The organism is Azospirillum oryzae, from assembly GCF_900177515.1.
GTDB lineage: Bacteria > Pseudomonadota > Alphaproteobacteria > Azospirillales > Azospirillaceae > Azospirillum > Azospirillum oryzae_A.
In genome coordinates this window covers 1,069,612-1,088,402 of sequence record NZ_FXAK01000007.1, presented here as the reverse complement: position 1 = coordinate 1,088,402, position 18,791 = coordinate 1,069,612, and the positions used below count along the sequence as shown (strand labels likewise).

General features: G+C 64.5%; 23 protein-coding genes. 8 read left to right on the top strand and 15 right to left on the bottom strand.

Going from position 1 to position 18,791, the window contains the following annotated elements:
* Positions 1–19 precede the first annotated feature (19 nt).
* Positions 20–616 (bottom strand): Uma2 family endonuclease, encoded by a 597-nt coding sequence (locus tag B9N97_RS17675; RefSeq protein WP_085089010.1) that lies wholly within the window; start codon positions 614–616, stop codon positions 20–22.
* An 81-nt stretch (positions 617–697) separates the two neighbouring features.
* The gene (locus B9N97_RS17670; protein WP_085089008.1) at positions 698–1,162 is read right to left on the bottom strand and encodes a GatB/YqeY domain-containing protein; all 465 of its coding nucleotides are present in this window, start codon (positions 1,160–1,162) and stop codon (positions 698–700) included.
* A gap of 366 nt (positions 1,163–1,528) precedes the next feature.
* On the opposite strand from B9N97_RS17670, the gene carA reads away from it, so the two are divergent.
* Positions 1,529–2,701: a glutamine-hydrolyzing carbamoyl-phosphate synthase small subunit gene (gene carA, locus B9N97_RS17665; RefSeq protein WP_085089006.1), complete on the top strand. Its 1,173-nt coding sequence runs from the start codon at positions 1,529–1,531 to the stop codon at positions 2,699–2,701.
* A 60-nt stretch (positions 2,702–2,761) separates the two neighbouring features.
* Here the strand turns inward: carA and B9N97_RS17660 are convergent, their stop codons facing one another.
* Positions 2,762–2,986, bottom strand: coding sequence for a hypothetical protein (locus tag B9N97_RS17660; protein ID WP_085089004.1), 225 nt, complete (start codon positions 2,984–2,986; stop codon positions 2,762–2,764).
* A gap of 59 nt (positions 2,987–3,045) precedes the next feature.
* Between B9N97_RS17660 and B9N97_RS17655 the strand changes: the two genes are divergently transcribed.
* The gene (locus B9N97_RS17655) at positions 3,046–3,390 is read left to right on the top strand and encodes an HNH endonuclease (protein WP_085089002.1); all 345 of its coding nucleotides are present in this window, start codon (positions 3,046–3,048) and stop codon (positions 3,388–3,390) included.
* 6 nt (positions 3,391–3,396) lie between these two features.
* Here the strand turns inward: B9N97_RS17655 and B9N97_RS17650 are convergent, their stop codons facing one another.
* The 3 genes from B9N97_RS17650 to arsC form a co-directional block, all read right to left on the bottom strand.
* The gene (locus B9N97_RS17650) at positions 3,397–4,119 is read right to left on the bottom strand and encodes a hypothetical protein (RefSeq protein WP_085089000.1); all 723 of its coding nucleotides are present in this window, start codon (positions 4,117–4,119) and stop codon (positions 3,397–3,399) included.
* 67 nt (positions 4,120–4,186) lie between these two features.
* A complete protein-coding gene (prmB, locus tag B9N97_RS17645) occupies positions 4,187–5,119 on the bottom strand; it encodes a 50S ribosomal protein L3 N(5)-glutamine methyltransferase (RefSeq protein WP_085088998.1) in 933 nt (310 codons plus the stop codon).
* A 36-nt stretch (positions 5,120–5,155) separates the two neighbouring features.
* A complete protein-coding gene (gene arsC / locus B9N97_RS17640; RefSeq protein WP_085088996.1) occupies positions 5,156–5,497 on the bottom strand; it encodes an arsenate reductase (glutaredoxin) in 342 nt (113 codons plus the stop codon).
* A gap of 224 nt (positions 5,498–5,721) precedes the next feature.
* Between arsC and serA the strand changes: the two genes are divergently transcribed.
* Together serA and B9N97_RS17630 are read left to right on the top strand one after the other, a co-directional pair.
* A complete protein-coding gene (serA, locus tag B9N97_RS17635) occupies positions 5,722–6,966 on the top strand; it encodes a phosphoglycerate dehydrogenase (RefSeq protein WP_085090637.1) in 1,245 nt (414 codons plus the stop codon).
* Between the two features lie 120 nt (positions 6,967–7,086).
* On the top strand, positions 7,087–8,067 hold the full coding sequence (locus B9N97_RS17630; protein ID WP_085088994.1) for an alpha/beta fold hydrolase: 981 nt from the start codon (positions 7,087–7,089) through the stop codon (positions 8,065–8,067).
* Here B9N97_RS17630 and B9N97_RS17625 read toward each other — a convergent pair.
* From B9N97_RS17625 to B9N97_RS17615, 3 genes are all read right to left on the bottom strand, one after another.
* Positions 8,058–8,648, bottom strand: coding sequence for a GNAT family N-acetyltransferase (locus B9N97_RS17625; RefSeq protein WP_244560757.1), 591 nt, complete (start codon positions 8,646–8,648; stop codon positions 8,058–8,060). The genes B9N97_RS17630 and B9N97_RS17625 overlap by 10 nt on opposite strands.
* Positions 8,649–8,762: 114 nt before the next feature.
* Positions 8,763–9,218 (bottom strand): MarR family winged helix-turn-helix transcriptional regulator, encoded by a 456-nt coding sequence (locus B9N97_RS17620; protein WP_085088989.1) that lies wholly within the window; start codon positions 9,216–9,218, stop codon positions 8,763–8,765.
* A 176-nt stretch (positions 9,219–9,394) separates the two neighbouring features.
* Complete coding sequence (locus tag B9N97_RS17615) at positions 9,395–9,814, bottom strand: organic hydroperoxide resistance protein (RefSeq protein WP_012973667.1); 420 nt, start codon at positions 9,812–9,814, stop codon at positions 9,395–9,397.
* Between the two features lie 322 nt (positions 9,815–10,136).
* Here B9N97_RS17615 and B9N97_RS17610 point away from each other — a divergent pair, with 322 nt between their 5' ends.
* The 3 genes from B9N97_RS17610 to B9N97_RS35055 all read left to right on the top strand — a co-directional run bounded on the left by B9N97_RS17610 (position 10,137) and on the right by B9N97_RS35055 (position 14,414).
* Positions 10,137–11,801, top strand: coding sequence for a methyl-accepting chemotaxis protein (locus B9N97_RS17610; RefSeq protein ID WP_085088987.1), 1,665 nt, complete (start codon positions 10,137–10,139; stop codon positions 11,799–11,801).
* A gap of 516 nt (positions 11,802–12,317) precedes the next feature.
* Entirely contained in the window at positions 12,318–12,641 is a 324-nt protein-coding gene (locus B9N97_RS35060; protein WP_143266757.1) for a hypothetical protein, read from the top strand.
* Positions 12,642–13,349: 708 nt separating this feature from the next.
* Positions 13,350–14,414 carry a hypothetical protein gene (locus tag B9N97_RS35055; RefSeq protein WP_143266755.1) on the top strand — a complete coding sequence of 355 codons (1,065 nt, stop codon included), beginning with the start codon at positions 13,350–13,352 and terminating at the stop codon, positions 14,412–14,414.
* Between the two features lie 302 nt (positions 14,415–14,716).
* Here the strand turns inward: B9N97_RS35055 and B9N97_RS17605 are convergent, their stop codons facing one another.
* Positions 14,717–14,962, bottom strand: a complete 246-nt coding sequence (locus tag B9N97_RS17605) for a hypothetical protein (RefSeq protein WP_085088985.1) — start codon at positions 14,960–14,962, stop codon at positions 14,717–14,719.
* Positions 14,962–15,723, bottom strand: coding sequence for a lysozyme (locus B9N97_RS17600; RefSeq protein ID WP_085088983.1), 762 nt, complete (start codon positions 15,721–15,723; stop codon positions 14,962–14,964). Before B9N97_RS17600 ends, B9N97_RS17605 begins: the two co-directional genes overlap by 1 nt.
* A gap of 148 nt (positions 15,724–15,871) precedes the next feature.
* Between B9N97_RS17600 and B9N97_RS17595 the strand changes: the two genes are divergently transcribed.
* A complete protein-coding gene (locus B9N97_RS17595) occupies positions 15,872–16,672 on the top strand; it encodes a CatB-related O-acetyltransferase (protein WP_085088981.1) in 801 nt (266 codons plus the stop codon).
* A 33-nt stretch (positions 16,673–16,705) separates the two neighbouring features.
* Here the strand turns inward: B9N97_RS17595 and B9N97_RS17590 are convergent, their stop codons facing one another.
* Genes B9N97_RS17590 through B9N97_RS17575 form a run of 4 tightly spaced genes read right to left on the bottom strand, consistent with a single transcriptional unit; the run spans position 16,706 to position 18,777 of the window.
* A complete protein-coding gene (locus B9N97_RS17590) occupies positions 16,706–16,972 on the bottom strand; it encodes a hypothetical protein (protein ID WP_085088979.1) in 267 nt (88 codons plus the stop codon).
* Positions 16,973–16,974: 2 nt separating this feature from the next.
* The gene (locus tag B9N97_RS35045; RefSeq protein ID WP_143266751.1) at positions 16,975–17,523 is read right to left on the bottom strand and encodes a hypothetical protein; all 549 of its coding nucleotides are present in this window, start codon (positions 17,521–17,523) and stop codon (positions 16,975–16,977) included.
* 10 nt (positions 17,524–17,533) lie between these two features.
* On the bottom strand, positions 17,534–18,355 hold the full coding sequence (locus B9N97_RS17580; protein ID WP_085088975.1) for a glycine-rich protein: 822 nt from the start codon (positions 18,353–18,355) through the stop codon (positions 17,534–17,536).
* Positions 18,356–18,357: 2 nt separating this feature from the next.
* Entirely contained in the window at positions 18,358–18,777 is a 420-nt protein-coding gene (locus B9N97_RS17575; RefSeq protein ID WP_085088973.1) for a hypothetical protein, read from the bottom strand.
* Positions 18,778–18,791: the final 14 nt, after the last annotated feature.

Sequence of the window (18,791 nt, the reverse complement as noted above, 5' to 3'; positions counted from 1 at the left end):
ATGGCGCAGAGGCAATGCGTCAGTCCGGCTGCCCGACGAGATGCGTTCCGGCATAGAGTGCACGCAAGGGGGCCTGATAGCCGATGCTGTCCAGAGTCAGCACGTCATCTGCCATGATCACCAATGGGCTCTCCGGCCAGTTGCCATCCGCCTGCCGCCGCAGAAGCTCCGCACCGATCCCGGCCGTCCACAGCACCAGGATCTCGCGGACCGACGGCAGCGTTGTGTAGGTCCAGACATTCTCCCAGGTCTCGGCTTCGTTGCTGGGCGAGAGGATCTCGATCAGCAGGACCGGATCTGGCAGCGTGCGCAGGCCCCGTTCATCCGGGGTGCAGGTCACGCCGAGGTCGGGGATGCGCATGTTGTGGCTGGAGCGGACGCGCGGTTGCACGCCCGGCGCGGTCACGACATGGCAGCCGGGCGCGCGGTCGGCCAGATGATTGCCGATCAGGCGGGCGACGGTGCTTTGCAGAATGCCGTGGGTGATGCTCGCCGGCGCCATGGCGCGCGGTTCGCCGTTCACCAGCTCATAGCGCGTGTCGGTGCCGTCGCCGTTCCAGTCCAGGAACTCCGCGACGGTCATGCCTGAGAAGGTGGATTTGCGGACCGCGACCATTCCACTGTCCTCCTGCCCGTCTGCCGCGCGGGGGATCAGACCTCAGCCTAGCCTGAGTCGCCCCGCGGCGGCCAGCGCGCCTTACTTGCCCGAAAGCCGGGCCTTCACCAGACCACCGGCCTTGGCGAAGTCCATTTGGCCGGCATGGCGGGCCTTCAGCTCGGCCATCACCTTGCCCATGTCCTTGATGCTGGAGGCGCCCAGTTCGGTCACGATGGCGTCGATGGCGGCGGCCGACTCCTCCTCGCTCATCTGTTTGGGCAGGAAACGTTCGATGACCGCGATCTCCTCGCGCTCCTGCTGCGCCAGTTCGGGACGGCCGCCCTGATCGTACAGCCCCGCCGATTCGTTGCGCTGCTTCACCAGGGTCTGCAGCATCGACAGGATCTCCGCCTCGTCGATGCCGTCGGTCACGCCGCGGGTGCGGGCGGCGATGTCGCGGTCCTTCAGTCCGGCGAGGATCATGCGGATGGTGGACACCGCGCGCTGGTCCTTCGCGCGCATCGCATCCTTGAGGCTGTCGTTGAACTGCGTGCGCAGCGTCATATCCTGTCTTCCTTGGTTCGTCGGGCCGGGATCGAAAGGCTCCGGCCGGACAGCCGACTATTCCGAAAATGGCCGCCGATTTCCATGGCAAAAGCCCCATCCGGCGAAAGGGCGCCCCGGGACCCTCCGACCTTGTCGGCGGATCAGGGCCGCCTTGCAAAGCTATTGCTGGAAATCCGGCAGCCAATCGTCATATAGGATGTCCGGCCCACCCGATCAGCCCACTCGATCCCACGTCGTTGCCCTCCAGGGCGGATATGGGGTGCGAGCGGTTGCGTGTGCGCGCCCGGCGGGACGCTAGGCCGTCGCCGTTCCGCCGATTACCCGATCCGTCGCCGGCCGCGGTTTTTGGGAAGGTTCACAGGAATGACTCTCGCCACTCCCCCCTCCGACAATGCGGTTCACACCGGCGTCCTGGTCCTGGCCGACGGCACGGTGTTCCGCGGCCGAGGCATCGGCGCCACGGGGGATTCGGTGGGCGAGGTGTGCTTCAACACCTCCATGACCGGCTATCAGGAGATCCTGACCGATCCCAGCTATGCCGGCCAGATCATCACCTTCACCTTCCCGCACATCGGCAACACCGGCGCCAACGCCGAAGACATCGAGACGATCACCCCGGCCGCCCGCGGCCTGATCCTGCGCGCCGACATCACCGACCCGTCGAACTGGCGCGCCACCCGCCACCTGGACGACTGGCTGAAGAGCTATGGCCTCGTCGGTCTGACCGGTGTCGACACCCGCCGCCTGACCCGCCGCATCCGCGACCTGGGCGCGCCCAACGGCGTCGTCGCCCATGCGCCGGACGGCAAGTTCGACATCGAGGCGCTGATCGCCAAGGCCAAGGGCTGGCCGGGTCTGGAGGGCATGGATCTGGCCAAGGACGTGTCCTGCCGCCAGACCTATGACTGGACCGAGGCCGGCTGGACCATCGGCGGCGGCTACGCCACCCAGGACAAGCCGCAGTACCATGTCGTCGCCATCGATTACGGCGCCAAGCGCAACATCCTGCGCTGCCTCGCCGCGGCCGGCTGCAAGGTGACGGTGGTTCCCTCCACCGCCTCGGTCGAGGACGTGATGCGCCACCAGCCGGACGGCGTCTTCCTGTCCAACGGCCCCGGCGACCCCGCCGCCACCGGCGAATATGCCGTGCCGACCATCAAGGGCCTGCTCGACACCGGCGTGCCGATGTTCGGCATCTGCCTGGGCCACCAGATGCTGTCGCTGGCGCTGGGCGCCAAGACCACCAAGATGCCGCTGGGCCACCGTGGCGCCAACCATCCGGTCAAGGACCTCGCCTCCGGCCGGGTGGAGATCACCAGCCAGAACCACGGCTTCGTCGTGGTGCCGGAGACTCTGCCGGCCGATGCCGAGGTCACCCATGTCAGCCTGTTCGACGGCACCAACGAGGGCATCCGCCTGAAGGGCAAGCCGGTCTTCTCGGTGCAGTACCACCCGGAAGCCTCGCCCGGCCCGCAGGACAGCCATTACCTGTTCGACCGCTTCGTCCAGCTGATCGCCGAGAAGAAGGCGGCCTGACGCCCATCCGCCGGCAGGTCATGAAAAAAGGGGGAGCCGTTCGCGCGGCTCCCCCTTTTTCTATTCGGAGTTCGGTCCCTTGTCAGGGGACACCGTCGCAGCGGTCGCCGTGCGCGGCTGGACCCGCTGGATGCCGCCATAGCAGCTGGTGCCGCCACGCCCGCCGGGCGATCCGGCGGCCTGGCCGTACTGGGTGCAGTCGGCGGCCTTCTCGTTGGCGCTTTTCTGGTCACGAGGCTGTGATTTGGGATCGTTCACAGTGGCCTCCCGGAGGTTGCGGACCATATCGATTATGGCCTCTCCTAGATTGCCAACATGGGCAGCGTTCAGCGGTTCCAAAAGACATGCGCCTTCCGGATCATCCGTTTTCCCACAAGCCTCCGCCGGCCGCCGAGCCCGACGGCCCCGCCTGCCCGCTCTGCGGCCGGCCGATGGTGCCGGGGGCCAGCCTGAACGAGCATCACCTGATCCCGCGCACCTATGGCGGCCGGGAAACGGTGACGATGCACCGCATCTGTCATGCAAAGATTCACGCGGTGCTGACCGAACAGCAGTTGCGCGACCATTATCACGGGATCGACGCGCTGCGCGGCCATCCGGACATCGCCGCCTTCATCCGTTGGGTCCGCCGCAAGCCGCCGGAGTTCATCGACGGCCATGCCACCGACCGGCGGCGGCACAAGCGCTGACCGGCCTCAGCCGTGGCGCATCGCCCGCCGCGCGGCCGGCTTCGGCAGATAGTTGCGGGCCTCGCCGTTGCACACGCGGCTGACCCGTTCATATTCCTCGACCGTGTCGACCTGGGCCTGCCGGCGGTCGCGCTCGCGGCCGAACTCCTGCATGATCCGCCGCATCGCCGATTCGAGCGGCCGGCGGATCGCCGCCATCGCCTGGGTCTGGCTGCGCGAGCGCACCGGCTTCATCCCGTCGATCACCTGCTCCAGGCGGTTGCGGATCTGCGGCATCATCTCGTTCAGGAGCGCCTCGTCCACCGCGACATGGCGCATCTCATGGGCCAGAACCTCGCCATGCAGGCAGGAGTCGGCCGGGATCTCGCTGGCGACATGGACGATGCGCTGTTGAAACCCGAAGCTGATGGTCAGGGCGCTGGCGGATGCGCAATAGGTGCCGTCGCCCATCGACTTGAACAGCGCCTGCACCTGCGACTGCTCGCCGTAACGCGCCTGGGTCAGCCCCAGAACATGGCTGTCGGCGGTGCTGGCCGGCCCCGGCGTCCGCCCCGGAAGCCGGGTGAGTTGGGCGATCGACCGGCTGTCGTCACGCTTGATCGGCGCCAGCACGGTGTCGAGCGTCAGCTTGGTCGGCGGAAAGCCGCCGCAGCCGCTGGACTGCGCCGCAGCCGGCATCGCCGAAAGAAGGAGACCCAGCAGGGAAAGGAACAGGAGGCGAACGGTCATCCCAGCACTGTTACCGGGAAACCGTTCGCCGACAAGAGATATGGAAGGGCGGATGCGCCCCACCCGCCTACTTCCCCGCCTTCAGCTGCTCCCGCGTCAGCCAGAACACCTCGCCGAAGCTGTTGGCGGTCTGCAGCCACAGGAAATCCAGGTGCGGATACTCCGCCTCCAGAATCTCGCGGCCGGTGCCGAACTCGCACAGCAGTCCGCCCTCCGGGGTCAGGTGCTTGGGCGCTTCCTTCAGGATGCGGCGGACGATGTCCAGCCCGTCGTCGCCGCCGGCCAGCGCCATCTCCGGCTCGGCGCGGAATTCCGGCGGCAGGGCGTCCATCGATTCGGCGTCGACATAGGGCGGGTTGGTGATGATGACGTCATACTTGCGCGTCTTCAGCGGGGCGAACAGGTCGCCCTGATGCAGGGTGATGCGGTCCTCGAAGCCGCTGTCGGCGACGTTGCGCTTCGCCACCTCCAGCGCGTCGGGCGACAGGTCGACGGCGTCCACCTGGGCTTCGGGGAAGATGCGGGCGGCCAGGATGGCGAGGCAGCCGGAGCCGGTGCAGAGATCCAGCACCCGCTCGACCGCGGTCGGGTCCTCCACCAGCGTGAAGTCGTCACCGCCGAACAGGTCGGAGAACAGCAGCTCCCCGATGTAGGAGCGCGGGACGATCACCCGCTCGTCAACATAGAAGGGGATGCCCTGGATATAGGCCTTGTTCAGCAGGTAGGGCGCCGGCTTGCGGGTGTCGATGCGGGCATGGAGGATGCCGGCCACCGCCTCGCGCTCCGCCGCGGTCAGCCGGGAGTCGAGATAGGGGTCGAGCTGGTCGACCGGCAGGTGCAGCGTCTCCAGCACCAGGAACACCGCCTCGTCGAAGGCCGTGGTGGTGCCGTGGCCGTAATCCAGATCGGCCTCGTTGAAGCGGCTGACGCCGTAGCGCAGGAAATCGCGGATGGTCGACAGCTCGGCGGAGGCTGCGGCGGCGGTGTGCTTGCTGGTCACGGGGCGCTGGCTCCGGTCAGGGGCGGGGATGAGGGGTCAGAACAGGTCGAGGACCGAGTCCGGCGGACGGCCGACCCGGGCGCGGTCGCCCTTCACCACGATCGGGCGTTCGATCACCGCCGGATTGGCGGACAGCGCGGCGATCAGCGCCTCGCCGTCGAGGTCCTTGGCGATGCCGGCCTCCGCCGCCTCCTTGGCGCGGGTGATGTCGCGCGGGCCCTTGCCCAGCTTGGCGAGGATGGCAGACAGCTCCGCCACGGTCGGCGGGGTCTTCAGATATTCGATCACCGTCGGCTCGACGCCGCGCGACCGCAGAAGCTCCAGCGTCTCGCGCGATTTGCTGCAGCGCGGATTGTGATAGATCGTCACGTCGCTCATGACAGGCCTTCTTGGTTTGAAGAGCGGTCAGACTGATACACCCAACCCGCGTGCCGCGCCAATCCGGCATGCGGAAACGCGCGCCGCGGCGCAACATCGGTCAGGTGACAAGGGATGGCTTTGGTATTATTTTGCGCGCTCACTTTTCCGAAGGCCCGTGCGCGCCCTATCCCGGTGGGCGGGCCATGCGGAACAGATCCGATGCCCAGATACGGATGCCGGCCGTGACCAAGCTCTCGCTCTCCAAGGACAAGATCAACATCCTCCTTCTGGAAGGTGTCCACGACAACGCCATCGAAGAGCTGGCCCGCGGCGGCTATGCCTCCGTCGAGCGGCTGCCGCGCGCGCTGGACGAGTCGGAACTGCTGGAGCGCATCGGTTCGGTCCACATCCTCGGCATCCGCTCGCGCACCCACCTGACCGCCAAGGTGCTGGAAGCGGCGAACAAGCTGATCACCGTCGGCTGCTTCTGCATCGGCACCAACCAGGTCGACCTGAAGGCGGCGCGCCGCCAGGGCGTGCCGGTGTTCAACGCCCCCTATTCCAACACCCGGTCGGTGGCGGAGCTGGTGATCGGCGAGATCATCATGCTGATGCGCGGCATCTTCGAGAAGTCGCAACTGGTCCATGGCGGCGGCTGGATGAAGTCGGCCAAGGACTCCTACGAGATCCGCGGCAAGACGCTGGGCATCGTCGGCTACGGCCACATCGGCACGCAGGTGTCGATCCTGGCGGAAGCCATGGGCATGCAGGTGCGCTTCTACGACACCGTGCGCAAGCTGGCCCTCGGCAACGCGCGCGCCTGCGATTCGCTGGAGGAGCTGCTGTCGGTGTCCGACGTGGTGACCCTGCATGTGCCGGACACCCCGCAGACCCGCAACATGATCGGCGAGCGCGAACTGGCCGCCATGAAGAAGGGCAGCCACCTGATCAACGCCGCCCGCGGGCAGGTGGTGGACATCGAGGCGCTGGCCGCCGCGATGAACTCCGGCCACGTGCTGGGCGCCGCCATCGACGTCTTCCCGGTCGAGCCCGGCTCGGACAAGGACGAGTTCCAGAGCGCGCTGCGCGGCATCAAGACCGCCATCCTGACCCCGCACATCGGCGGCTCGACGATGGAGGCCCAGGCCAACATCGGCACCGAGGTGGCGCAGAAGCTGCTCGAATATTCGGACAACGGCTCCACCGTCGGCGCGGTCAACTTCCCGCAGGTTGCGCTGCCGGTTCAGGCCGGCTGCACCCGTTTCCTGCACGTCCACGAGAACCGTCCGGGCATCCTGCGCAAGGTGAACGAGGTGTTCTCCGGCCGCGACCTGAACATCGCCGCCCAGTATCTCCAGACCGATCCGGAGCTGGGTTACGTGGTGGTCGACGTCAACGGCGATGTCGACGAGCTGGAGGTCGTCAACGACCTGCGCGCCATCGAGGGCACCCTGAAGGCGCGCTTCCTGTTCCCGTCTCAGCGCTGACCGGATGGCGGGAGGGTGGCGCCGGCGGTGGCGCCCCCTCCCGCGGGAACCCTTTCCCCGGTGCTCGGTTGTCCCCTCACGATGCTGCGACGCAGCACCAGCCTTGAGAGGACGACCGCCATGACCGACCGCCATTCCACCATGCTCAAGACCCTGGGCATCACCGCGCTGGCGCTGGGCGGGCTGGCCATCGCCAACACGCTGGCGGCACGCGCGGCCGAGCGCCGCTATCCGCCGGAAGGCCGTTTCCTGACCGTCGACGGCGTCCGCCTGCATTACATGGAGGCCGGCGAAGGCCCGCCGGTCGTGCTGCTGCACGGCAACGTCTCCGCCCTCGGCGATTCGCTGGCGAGCGGGCTGTTCCAGCGGCTGGCGCGCAATCACCGGGTGATCGCCTTCGACCGCCCCGGCATGGGCCACAGCGACCGGCCCCGCGACAGGGATTGGACGCCGGAGGATCAGGCCGATCTGCTGGCCCGCGCCTTCGACGCGCTGGACATCGCAAACGCCGTGGTGGTCGGCCACTCCTATGCCACGCTCGTCGCCCTGGCCCTGGCGCTGGACCATCCGCACACCGTGAAGGGCCTGGTGTTGATGGCCGGCTATTACTTCCCGACCAAGCGGGTGGATTCGGCACTGGTGGCGCCGGTGGCGACGCCGGTGCTGGGCGACCTGCTGCGCTACACGCTGTCGCCGCCGGTCTCCAAGGCGATGATGCCGGCGATGCTGAAGACGCTGTTCTCGCCGCGGCCGGTGCCGGACCACCTGACGGAGAGCTTCCCCGCCGCCCTGACGATCCGGCCGGGCCAGCTGCGCGCCAATGCCCAGGACGGCGTCACCATGGTGCCCGCCGCCGAGCGGCTGCAGCACCGCTATGCCGGGGTGACGGTCCCGGTGGCGATCTTCGCCGGCCATCACGACCGCGTCGTTTCGCAGGAGGAGCAGAGCGGCCGGCTCCACCATGTCCTGCCCGACAGCACCATTCATTGGGTGCCGGACAGCGGCCACATGGTGCATTACGCCGACCCGGAGCTTGTGGTGCACCGGATCGACGAGCTGTCAGCCGAAAAGGCGGTGCCGCAGGTCGCCGCTCACAAATAACGCCGCATCAGGATGCTGCCGCCCTGGTGCGGCAGGCGGGGGTGCCAGGGGATGCCGGCGCGACCGATCTCCTCGAACCCCTCGCCGGCGTAGACACGGCGGGCGGCCTCGTTGTCGGCCCAGACATGCAGGGTGACGCGGTCGAAGCCGCCGGTCCGCGCCCGCTCATAGAACCAGCCGAGCAGCCGCCCGGCGATGCCCTGCCGCCGCTGCTCCGGATCGACCGCCAGCGCCGACAGGAAATAGCTGCCCCAATCCAGCGTCTCGGTGAATTCGGCCATATGGGCGACCCGGTCGGGCGGCAGGCCGCTGTAATCCTCCGTCCGAATCCAGTCGGTGGGATAGCCGTGGGCGACGCCGACCACCTGCCCGTCCAGTTCCGCCACCCCGCTCTGCCGGTGCGACAGCGACCCGCTGCGCCCGGCCAATCCCGGCATCAGCATCTCCGCCGCCGTCATTCCCGGAATCAGCCCGTCGAGCAGAAATTCGTAGACCCCGCCCCCGGCGATGTCGATCAGCCGAGCCAGATCCGGGGCGTCGTCCGCATCGGCCGGGCGGATGCGGAGACGGTCGTCAGTCAAGGCAGGGCTCACGGCGGGGACCTTCGATCAGGAGAGCGGCCGAATAGAAGAGGCTCTCCCGCCGCGGATTTCCAGCCCCTTTCGTGCGAACCGGCTCGCTCAGCCCCGATCCGCTCAGCCCTGATCGGCGGCGCGGTTCAGGTCGTCGCGCAGCCGCAGCAGCGCATCGCGGAGCGACATCAGTTCCTCGGCCGAATCGCCGGCGGCGGCGGCGATCCGCGTCGGCAGGCATTCGGCCTTGCCGCGCAGAGCCGCCCCCTCGGCGGTCAGGCCGATTCGCACCAGCCGTTCGTCCTGCGGATCGCGGGCGCGGGTGAGAAGCCCCTGCCCTTCCATCCGCTTCAGCAGCGGGGTCAGCGTGCCGCTGTCCAACCCCAGCCGCTCGCCCAGCAACTTCATCGACTGTCCGTCCTGCTCCCACAGCAGCAGCATGATCAGATACTGCGGATAGGTCAGGCCAAGCTGCTCCAGCATCGGGCGATAGACTCGGCTCATCGCCAGATTGGCCGAATAGAGCGCGAAGCACGCCTGGTTGGAGAGCAGAAGCGGGTCGTCCTTGTCGGCTGCCATGATGTGTGAACCCTGATGAGACCAGGCGGAAAAGACGACGCTCAAAATGACGGCGCGCCGCCGGGATGCCGCGCGTGATCGTGCGCCCTGCACAATCGCGCGCAACAGCCCGGCGGCGCAATGCCGAAGGCCATTCGCCTCAGGCGATGCCTTCAGGTCCGGCCCTCAATTCACCGTCAGGCGACGGTCGTGGTGACCGGGATGTTGCCCTTGGTGGCGTGGCTGTAGGGGCAGACCTTGTGGGCGCGGGCCAGCAGATCCTCGGCGGCGGCCTTGTCCATGCCCGGCAGCGAGACCACGAAGTCGACGGTCAGGCCAAAGCCCTCGCCATCGTCGCGGGCGCCGATGCCGACCGTAGCGTTCACCGTCAGATCGGCCGGAACGGCGATCTTGTCGCGGTTGCCGACGAACTTGATGGCGCCGATGAAGCAGGCCGAATAGCCGGCGGCGAACAGCTGTTCCGGATTGGTGGCGCCGCCCTGGCCGCCCAACTCCTTCGGCGCGGCCAGCGCGACCGACAGCAGTCCATCCTCGCTTACGGCCTTGCCGTCACGGCCACCGGTCGCGGTCACCTTGGTCGAATACAGGGTCTTCATGGCGTGTGCTCCTTCTTTGGGTTTCGGATTTGGGTAGCGGGTTCTGGTTTTCGGGGCGGCGGGTTGGACCGGCGCCCGTCGATCTCGTGAGACAGACAATGGCGCACGATTGAATTGCGCGCAATCTATTTTATCGTGCGCGATCAGATTGCGTGCAATGCGTTGGGCGCATGGCGCTGCCCTGGAGCCGGATCGCCCATGTGCGGTGCGGGTTAGTCCGCATACCCGCGTATTGCCATTTGTTAACCCAGCCGGGTTTACTGCCGAGTTCGTGCCGACGGAATGACCTTCCGGCCCTTCATTCCGCCCCCCGGAGAGTCCAATGAAGCTTTCCAACAAGATTCTGCTGCCGGTCCTGGTCCTGTCCATCGTGGCGGCCGCCATCGGCGGCACCTCGGTATGGGGGCTGAACCGCATCGCCTCCGCCAACCAAGCCCTGATCCGGACGGACCGCATGGTCCTGACCGCGTCGGAGCTGCGGTCGATCAGCCGCTCCCTGCAGCGCGACGCCCTGAACCTGATTTCCGAGGACACCGCAACGCAGGCGAAGATCAGCGAGCGGTTCGGCGCGCGCATCGATGAAATGGCGGACACCAACCGCCGGCTCGACCGGCTTCTCGCCGCGTCGGGCAATCCGGCCGCCGGTCGGATCGGCCCGCTGCAGGACAAGGTGATGGAGGCTCTGGCCAAGACGCAGGACCTCGCCCTAGCGGGGCAGCGCGACGCCGCAGCCGCCCTGTTCCGCGGCGATGTGCGCAGCAGCGAGCGCGAGGCCTCGGCCCTGACCGATCCGATCATCGAGACGGGGACGGAGCGGATTGCCCAACTCACCGATGCGGTGGAGGAGACCGAGAGCTTCGTGAAGGTCACCGTGGCGGCGGTCGGGCTGATCGGCATTCTCGCCGGCGCCCTGCTCTCGCTGCTGATCGCCCGCCGCAGCGTCGTGGAGCCGCTGTCCCGCCTGACCGCGAGCATGGAACGCCTTGCCCGCAAGGATTACGGCGTCGACCTGTCGGACGCGGCGCGCGGTGACGAGGTCGGCGCCATGGCCACCGCGGTCGTCACCTTCCGCGACGCGCTGCAGACCGCCGACCGGCTGGAGGCGGAACAGGCGGCCGACCGCGCCGCCAAGGAACGGCGCACGGCCGAGGTCGAGCGTCTGGTTCGCCATTTCGAAGCGACCGTCAGCGGCATCCTGCACACGCTGTCGTCCGCCGCCACCGAACTGAGCCAGACGGCGCACAGCATGTCGGGCATCGCCGACCAGACCAATGCCCGCGCGTCCGCCGCGGCGGGTACGGCGGTCGAGGCCTCGTCCAACGTCCAGGCCGTCGCGGCGGCGACCGACGAACTGACCGCCTCCATCACCGAAATCAGCGGGCAGGTGTCGCGTTCCACCGCCATCGCCGATCAGGCGGTGAGCGAAGCGCAGCAGACCAACGCCCAGGTCCAGGGGCTGGTCGAACAGGCGCAGCGCATCGGCGAGATCGTGCAGATGATCAACGGCATCGCCACCCAGACCAACCTGCTGGCGCTGAACGCCACCATCGAGGCGGCACGGGCGGGAGAAGCGGGCAAGGGCTTCGCCGTGGTGGCGTCGGAGGTGAAGAGCCTCGCCAACCAGACGGCCAAGGCGACCGAGGACATCGGCACCCAGATCGCCTCCATGCAGGGCGCCACCAACGGCGCGGCCCAGGCGATCGGCGGCATCAGCCGGACCATCGCGACGATCAGCGAGGTCGCCACCTCCATCGCCTCCGCCATCGAGGAGCAGGGTGCGGCAACGGCCGAGATCGCCCGCAACGTTCAGGAGGCCTCCAGCGGCACCGCATCGGTCAGCGCCAACATCGGCGGCGTCAGCGAGGCGGCGGCCCAGACCGGCGCCGCGGCCAGCCAGGTGCTGGGCGCCTCGGGCGAACTGGCGCGTCAGTCGGAACTGCTGCGGCTGGAGGTGGAGACCTTCCTGAGCGGCATCCGCGCCGCCTGACCGGTCTCGCCCTCTCGCACCCTGGATCAGGCGCGGAAGGGGCCGAGCATGGCGCCGCCGCGCGCGCAGCTGCTTGGTCACCTCCTCACCTTGACCTCTGACGCCTCGATCTTGGCCCGGAACCGCGCTTCGGCCATTTCATTCTCAGTCAAGATGTGACGGCCGTCACTGCCGGCGCGCCCTCGGCGGGCGACACTGGCAGCCCGAAGACACACTGCAATGCCGGCTATTCGACATGCTCAGGACCAGCAGGATCGGGATGTCCCAGAAGCCCCAACCCGTGGCGATCTGCCTGGAATGCGGAACACCCTATCTTGGGTTGGAGCCGATCACGGACGGATGCAGGACGCAAACTTCCGCCGGCCGATGCGACGGCGAGGTCGTTGCCCGATGGCGCAACGAGGATTGGATCGTCTGCCCGTCCTGCGACGGTGGCGGCTGTCCGAAATGCCGCGACCTCGGCTGGTTGCCCGTGCCGCACTGAGAGCGCCGTGCAACGCGGTGGAGGCGATCCCGATGAAGGCCTTCGCCAACGCGGTGGCAGCGCCAAGTCGCAAACAAGAGCCGCAGACGGACGGGGCAGCAGCGGCGAAAGCAACCGATGACGCGGGCAAAGAAAAAGCCTTGGAACCGTTGGGTTCCAAGGCTTTTCCGGTCCTTCCGGAACTGGTCGGAGCGACAGGATTTGAACCTGCGACCCCCAGACCCCCAGGAAGGGGCTTGCCGGCTAAGTTGTTGAAAATCTTCGATCATGAGAAAAGAACGCAGGACGAAAAGGTACCGGATTCACCTCCGACTTCCACACGGAGTTCCACACATGACGATCCGGTCGACACCTGATTGCAAAAACGTTGACTTCCTTGCCAACCATGGATCTTTCCCACTTCTGACCGACAGCTATCCGCACAGGTGGGCACCAGCCAGATTATGCGCCGGCATCTGCTCGGCCGTTGCATAGGTGAGCATATTGGCCCGGCTGGTGTAGATCGGGAGGAAGGCAACGCAGCCGCCTAGCCACGCGAGCAGGATGCCGGTGCAGATCATCCTCAATGGCATGGCGCGCCTCTGCGTTCCGGAGTATCTGCGTGGACGACTCGAGGGCGAAATCCTGCCGCCCGGCTTGGCGCCGGATCTCGCCGAAGATAGCGATCCCCGCCACACCAGACTGGCGGGATCAGGCCGGCAACCGCTCGGCCCTAGCCCATAGCGAGGAAGGCCGGCATTAAGGGTGCGGATCAGAACCGGACTTCGGCTCAGGAAAATCAACGGCTTCAGTACGCCAGATCGGGGTTTTGATCGGCACAGCTAGATGCAATGGGTGCACGATTAGGGAGCGGCTTTTTACCCCACTTCAGTTGCATTCACGGCAATCTCGGCATAAAAAGGGTACAGTGTCGTTTATGTCTCAATTCAGGGTGAATTTTATGGTCAGGATCATGCCTACACGCTACTGACCTCAAACCAATGCCTGGGAACCTGTTGACAGCCAAACGCGCTTCATCGACTCAAGTTTTCCTTAGATCATGAAAGATAAACAACTAGGAGAATATGATGCTTTCACCAATGCAGATGCAATATATCGTTGGCCTTTGCTGCTTGAGGCATGATCCAAATGCAGTTGAAGTCATAGTCGGCGATATGGTTCGAGATGCTGTTACCGAAACTGATCGGGACGTCGACGTAACTCTTAGAGTCAATGAGGGAGATAAAGAGGCATACGCATTTAAAGCCTATGAGGTTAAAAAGGAAGCTCGTCCATTAGATGTAACCTCTGTTGAGCAACTTTGCTCAAAATTAAACGATATGCCGGAAATCACTCACAGAGGAATAATTTCAGCGTCCGGCTTTACGGATCCAGCAATAAAGAAGGCTAGGCACAATAATGTTATTCCATTTATTTTAAAGAAATGGGATGTTCCCATTGGAGAGAAATTTACAGCATTTTCTGGAACAGGAAAACCTTCCGAATTTTTCCAAGAATTTACTAGCTACCTTTTGTGTTGGGCAGACCATTATTCTTGGTTTAACATGGACGATAACCTTGAAAAATTTTCATGGGATTACAGCTACAAAGTACTGAACCATAAAGGAAAGATACATCCGGACTTTCCAACAATTAAGAAATTTATGGAAAAGGTTTTGATGAAATCCACTGAACAATTACTTTCGAGCGATCTCGCAAAACACCTAGCCAACACCTATAAAACACCCGCGACACTCCTTTCTTCTGTAGATTACAGCGCCTCAGATATCACAATTGATTTGGTTGATACCGACAATTTTAATGCTTATCTCAAGGTAGGCTCCAATATACGCAAAATAAAATCTGTTGAAATATCCGGATCAATTCGTTGGGAGCGAAGGATTGTTCTTCCAGAATTTTATATTATCGAATCGGTTCTTGATGGCTCTGCTTTTTCCGCCGCTGCAGTTGCAAGCTATGGAAGTATTGACGGCAAAATGCTTGCAATCACATTTCCGACGGACACTAGAGAGCTTGGTATCGAAACATTTTCTCTGGGTGAGAAAAACGAGAACATAATACGTAAAATGATGATCAGGCAATCTGAAAATATAAAAAATAACATGAGCGCCAACCATAACGCGCCATGAACACAATTGTCATCAGATGATATACTTCGCTGTAAATATAAATACAAGATTTTCTGCGTCACTGGCCGACCTCAATTGACTGAAAACTGAGTTCGAACAAGTATAAATTCACGAAGAACAAACAAGAACTCTGATCTGATTAAATTGCACACGAGTACTTTTTTAAAACGTATCATCTTGTGTAAATCCAACCGCAGAGGCTAGCGCCGGTCAGATTATGAGCCATCAGCTGCTCGGCCGTGCCATCCGTGAACACGTCGGCACGGCTGATGTAGATAGGGCGGAAGGCGGCACAGCCGCCTTCAGTCCCGGCTCCATTGGTCGCGCAGCCGCTCAGCAGCGCTAGCAGGATGCCGGCGCAGATCATCCTCAATCCCATGGCGCACCTCTGCGTTTCGGAGTGTCTGCGTGGTCGACTCGAGGGCGGCATCCTGCCGCCCGACTTGGCGCTGAAGCGCGCCGAAGGTGGCGATCCCCGCCAGCACCACGCTGGCGAGGATCAGGCCGGCAGCCACGCGGCCCCAGCCGGTGGTGAGGAAGGCCCGCATCAGGCCGCCTTTCGCTGGTCATCCCAGCGCCGGTAGAGCATCACGGCCACCGCCGCCCCCAGCAGGGCGGCCACCGTCCAGCCCATCGCCCCCGACGGCAGCGTCTCCAGCAGCCCCTTGATGGCGGTCGAGACGACGCGCGCTTGGTCCAGCAGGACGGCAACGCCGGCGAGGCCGAGTGCACCACCGCCACTGACGGCACTGACCGACTTGGCCATCGGCTTCATGGCCGGCGCCAGCTCGGCAACCCGGCTGACCGGGTGGACCTCGTCCGACAGGAACAGGGCCGCCTCGGCCGCCCGCCGCTTGACCAGGCCGGGCATCACCTTGCCGGCGCCCCGCGTCCATTTGGCGAACTCGGCTGCGGCGCCGGCCGCGTCACCAACGTTCAGCTTGCGCAGCAGGGTGGAGGGCTGGCCGCTCTTCAGGGTGACGAAACCGTCCTTGCCAGCGTCCTTGCCCTTGGCCTTCCGGCCGGGGCCGATGTTCATGACGAAGGCCACCAGCGCACCGCGCTGATTGTCGGACAGCTCGATGGTGACGGCGCGGTCGACCACCGCCGCGGCGGTGTCGAGGTCGGCCTGCAGCAGCTGCTCGGCCTGCGCCTTGGTAATGCGCAGGCCCGGCTGGACGTCCGAACCGGTGTGGCCGTAGCCGATCGTCCAGGGAGCGCCGCCGGTGGCGGGATCCGGGTAGGCGGTGAGGCGCAGGCCTTCGGCCTCCTTCACCAGGTCGACGGCGGCTTGCGGGATGGCACGCATGGCGGAAACTCCTTCGCGCATAAAAAGAGCCGCCGGGCGCATGCCGGGCGGCTTGGTTGAAGTTCTTCAGAACGGACGATGACGTTGCGTTGATAGATCGCTATTGTTTCACTGGCTCAGCCACTTTGTGAGTAAGCGCGGGAATATCATGATCGAAAAGTTTGAGCTGAACCTTGAATGCGCAGCCTTATTGGAGATCAACAACATCTACATGAGAGGCGGCAAATACACTGCCAATCTGGATATGCGCATCGAGGCGCCATCTCTTATATTCTCGGGCACCGACAATGATTATCCTGCCACGATCAGCGCATTCTCTTACAGCTGGAGCCTGATAAAAAACATTGGGGATGTCGGTCGATACACGTCGATCGCAAAGGATGTGACGTTTGGTGAGACCGAGCATCCGACCGACTGGCTTAGCAGCTCCAGTTTTACCTACGATGCCGGCTTCATCTGGCAGAGGTTCGCCGAACAGCACGGAACTGGATTTCAGCCGATCACCCTGCCTGATGATCCCAAACGCTCACCCGTAATTATCGGCAACGATGTTTGGATCGGCACGAGAGCCTATATCCGCGGAGGCGTTACCATTGGAGACGGTGCTATTGTCGGCAATGACGCCGTCGTGACAAAAGACATTCCCCCCTATGCCGTGGTGGTTGGCAATCCGGGCCGGATCGTCAAATACAGGTTTCCAGAGCCGATTATTGAACGTTTGCTGCGCCTGGAATGGTGGAGGTTCGCCTACACAGATTTCGGAGGGATCGACATTCGAAATGTTCCGGAAGCCATTTCCTCTTTAGAAGATCTGTGCTCCTCCGGACGCATCGCACCCTATAATCCCATGTCCTTGACGTTCAGAGACCTGAAGGAGATGGGGACAAGGCCCAATGATCTGGCGCATTTCCTACGGAACGCCCGGATTGCTGCGACACAATCGCGTTAGACACGCCAGGGTTTGGAGTGTTGTCGCGGGCGATTAGGCTGGCGGCGCGCCCAAGGCCATCCGCTCACGCCAGAAAGCGAGGTGCCCCTCCCATGCCTTGCGGCAATGATCGGTCTCGCCGGTGACATGCAGGTTCAGCCAGTTGACGAACGCCACGCGGCGGGCACCCCACCAGCGGGCGCGCGGCGTGGCGCCGAAGGTGGCCAGCTCATAGGAGGCGGCGCTGAAGGTGATCTCACGCTGCCCGCCGGCCAGCACGTTCAGTAGGCAGGACAGCAGGGACAGGAACTCTCCGACCATGGTCAGGCCTCGATCGTGGCGGCTTGGCGGAACAAATCGTCCAGTTGGGCGGCGGTCAGGCCGAGCATTTCGGCGACGCTGTTGACCAGCGTACCGGTACGGGTGATGTCGTTGGCGTATTCCCACGCCTGATAGGCGGCGGAATCGGCGGGTTGCGCCTTCATCGCATCGTTGACCTGGGCGAACAGCCCGGCAGCCAGTAGCGCCGCCCGGGCTTGAAAGTTCGTCACAGCGGCCGGCACCGGCGGCTTGGCTGCCTCGATCTCAGCCGGCGTCATGTTCACTACCAGCGGCCGAACACTGACTGTCATCGTCGCTGCATCGGGAACTTCGTCCATCTGATCGGAAAGGCGTTGCGTCGTGGGATCATAGGGAGGCACTTCAAACAGCATCGGCCAGTATCCGAAGCCGATATGTTGAGGCGGACAAGGATCAACGTAGACCGAAGGATCAGCCAAGACATCGGGGGACAGCCCTTCAAGATCTGCCGGGACGCCCGTTCTTCCTACAATTGCGAGCGTGGAAAGTTCAACTTTGTAGTGGGTTACCATGTCGCCCTCATTAGTAACGCAGCACGATGCGGCCAGCATTGCCAGACCGGCCGGCATTGCCCGCATAATCGACATTGGCGCTTACAGCGGCATCATCACCGCGCAGGTTGCTGACAAGCGAGACCAGGGCAGCATTGTACCAGTTTGAGCCGCCGCCGCCGCCGCCGCGCCCCGTGCCGGAATTCAATGCGCCCGATCCGCCGCCATAGAAGCCCCCACCGCCGGCACCGCCTTGGAAGTAGTTGGCGCCCTGATACTGGCCCGACGAAGTGCCGCCGCTGTTGCCGTTGGCGCCACCCGCCGATTGCGTACCACCACGGCCACTATAGGCAGATGTCACGCCTCCAACGGGCACACCATCGCCGCCGGTAGCCGGGCCACCTGCACCGCCAAGGCCTACATCCCCAGCCCCACCGCCGCCAGCAGCAATCGCCAGATCCGCCGCTCCCCGCCGGATCACCGCATAGCCGCCGCCGCCATCCCCGAGATAACCGGGCGCACCACCGCCGGGGCTACCCGCAGCGGAGTTGCTGCCCGCCGTCGGCACAACCAGCGTCAACACCTCACCAGGGTTGACCGGAATATCTACCTCCATGAAGCCGCCAGGGCCGCCATTGCTGCCGCTGCCGCCAGAGGCACCCCAAAGCCGCGCCTTAAGCAGGGTAATGCCGGCCGGGACGGTGAAGAGATAGGTGCCTGTCGCTGTCAGGCCGGCATCGCCACCCACACCATAGGCAACCCGGTTGCTGAACGGCTGCGCTGTCGCGGCCCGGATCGCGGCTGCGCTGGTACTGGCGCCCAGCGCGACGCTCAGCGGCTGGAACATCGCCATGGTCAGTAGTCCTTGCGCTGTGCGTTGCAGACGACGCCGCCGGCCAGGGCGACGCCAATGGCGGCATAGAGCTTCCACCCCGCTTGCAGGCGGAGCGGGTTGGCTTCGGTGATCTGGGTGCCGTCGATGTGCTGCACCAGCGTGGCCGAAATGGCGGTCGTCTGGTTGACCGTGGTGGCTGGAATGAGGCAGGTCGCCAGCAGGTAGTAGGTGGTCCCGTCGAAGGCGTAGAGTTGCCCCTGCGTCGCTGTGCAGGTGGCGCGCGGGATCATCGCGATATGCGGATACTCGCTGCCGTTCGGCCCCGCCGTGGACAGCAGAACGGCTCCGGCGCCATCGCCGTAGAATGTCTTGGCCGCAGTCAGGATGCAGGCATCATGCGCAAAGCCTTGGGCAAACACGCCGGTGTTGGTAACAGCCATGGGGAATACTCCAG

Bases quoted from the DNA above. Each gene is read 5' to 3' on its own strand.
- B9N97_RS17605 (WP_085088985.1), bottom strand. From the start codon at position 14,962: ATGCGGGCCTTCCTCACCACCGGCTGGGGCCGCGTGGCTGCCGGCCTG.
- B9N97_RS17590 (WP_085088979.1), bottom strand. From the start codon at position 16,972: ATGGTCGGAGAGTTCCTGTCCCTGCTGTCCTGCCTACTGAACGTGCTG.
- carA (WP_085089006.1), top strand. From the start codon at position 1,529: ATGACTCTCGCCACTCCCCCCTCCGACAATGCGGTTCACACCGGCGTC.
- B9N97_RS17600 (WP_085088983.1), bottom strand. From the start codon at position 15,723: ATGCGTGCCATCCCGCAAGCCGCCGTCGACCTGGTGAAGGAGGCCGAA.
- B9N97_RS17595 (WP_085088981.1), top strand. From the start codon at position 15,872: ATGATCGAAAAGTTTGAGCTGAACCTTGAATGCGCAGCCTTATTGGAG.
- B9N97_RS17670 (WP_085089008.1), bottom strand. From the start codon at position 1,162: ATGACGCTGCGCACGCAGTTCAACGACAGCCTCAAGGATGCGATGCGC.
- B9N97_RS17675 (WP_085089010.1), bottom strand. From the start codon at position 616: ATGGTCGCGGTCCGCAAATCCACCTTCTCAGGCATGACCGTCGCGGAG.
- B9N97_RS35060 (WP_143266757.1), top strand. From the start codon at position 12,318: ATGAAGGCCTTCGCCAACGCGGTGGCAGCGCCAAGTCGCAAACAAGAG.
- arsC (WP_085088996.1), bottom strand. From the start codon at position 5,497: ATGAGCGACGTGACGATCTATCACAATCCGCGCTGCAGCAAATCGCGC.
- B9N97_RS17580 (WP_085088975.1), bottom strand. From the start codon at position 18,355: ATGGCGATGTTCCAGCCGCTGAGCGTCGCGCTGGGCGCCAGTACCAGC.
- B9N97_RS35045 (WP_143266751.1), bottom strand. From the start codon at position 17,523: ATGGTAACCCACTACAAAGTTGAACTTTCCACGCTCGCAATTGTAGGA.
- B9N97_RS17660 (WP_085089004.1), bottom strand. From the start codon at position 2,986: ATGGTCCGCAACCTCCGGGAGGCCACTGTGAACGATCCCAAATCACAG.
- B9N97_RS17650 (WP_085089000.1), bottom strand. From the start codon at position 4,119: ATGACCGTTCGCCTCCTGTTCCTTTCCCTGCTGGGTCTCCTTCTTTCG.
- B9N97_RS17575 (WP_085088973.1), bottom strand. From the start codon at position 18,777: ATGGCTGTTACCAACACCGGCGTGTTTGCCCAAGGCTTTGCGCATGAT.
- B9N97_RS35055 (WP_143266755.1), top strand. From the start codon at position 13,350: ATGATGCTTTCACCAATGCAGATGCAATATATCGTTGGCCTTTGCTGC.
- B9N97_RS17655 (WP_085089002.1), top strand. From the start codon at position 3,046: ATGCGCCTTCCGGATCATCCGTTTTCCCACAAGCCTCCGCCGGCCGCC.
- B9N97_RS17615 (WP_012973667.1), bottom strand. From the start codon at position 9,814: ATGAAGACCCTGTATTCGACCAAGGTGACCGCGACCGGTGGCCGTGAC.
- B9N97_RS17620 (WP_085088989.1), bottom strand. From the start codon at position 9,218: ATGGCAGCCGACAAGGACGACCCGCTTCTGCTCTCCAACCAGGCGTGC.
- B9N97_RS17610 (WP_085088987.1), top strand. From the start codon at position 10,137: ATGAAGCTTTCCAACAAGATTCTGCTGCCGGTCCTGGTCCTGTCCATC.
- B9N97_RS17630 (WP_085088994.1), top strand. From the start codon at position 7,087: ATGACCGACCGCCATTCCACCATGCTCAAGACCCTGGGCATCACCGCG.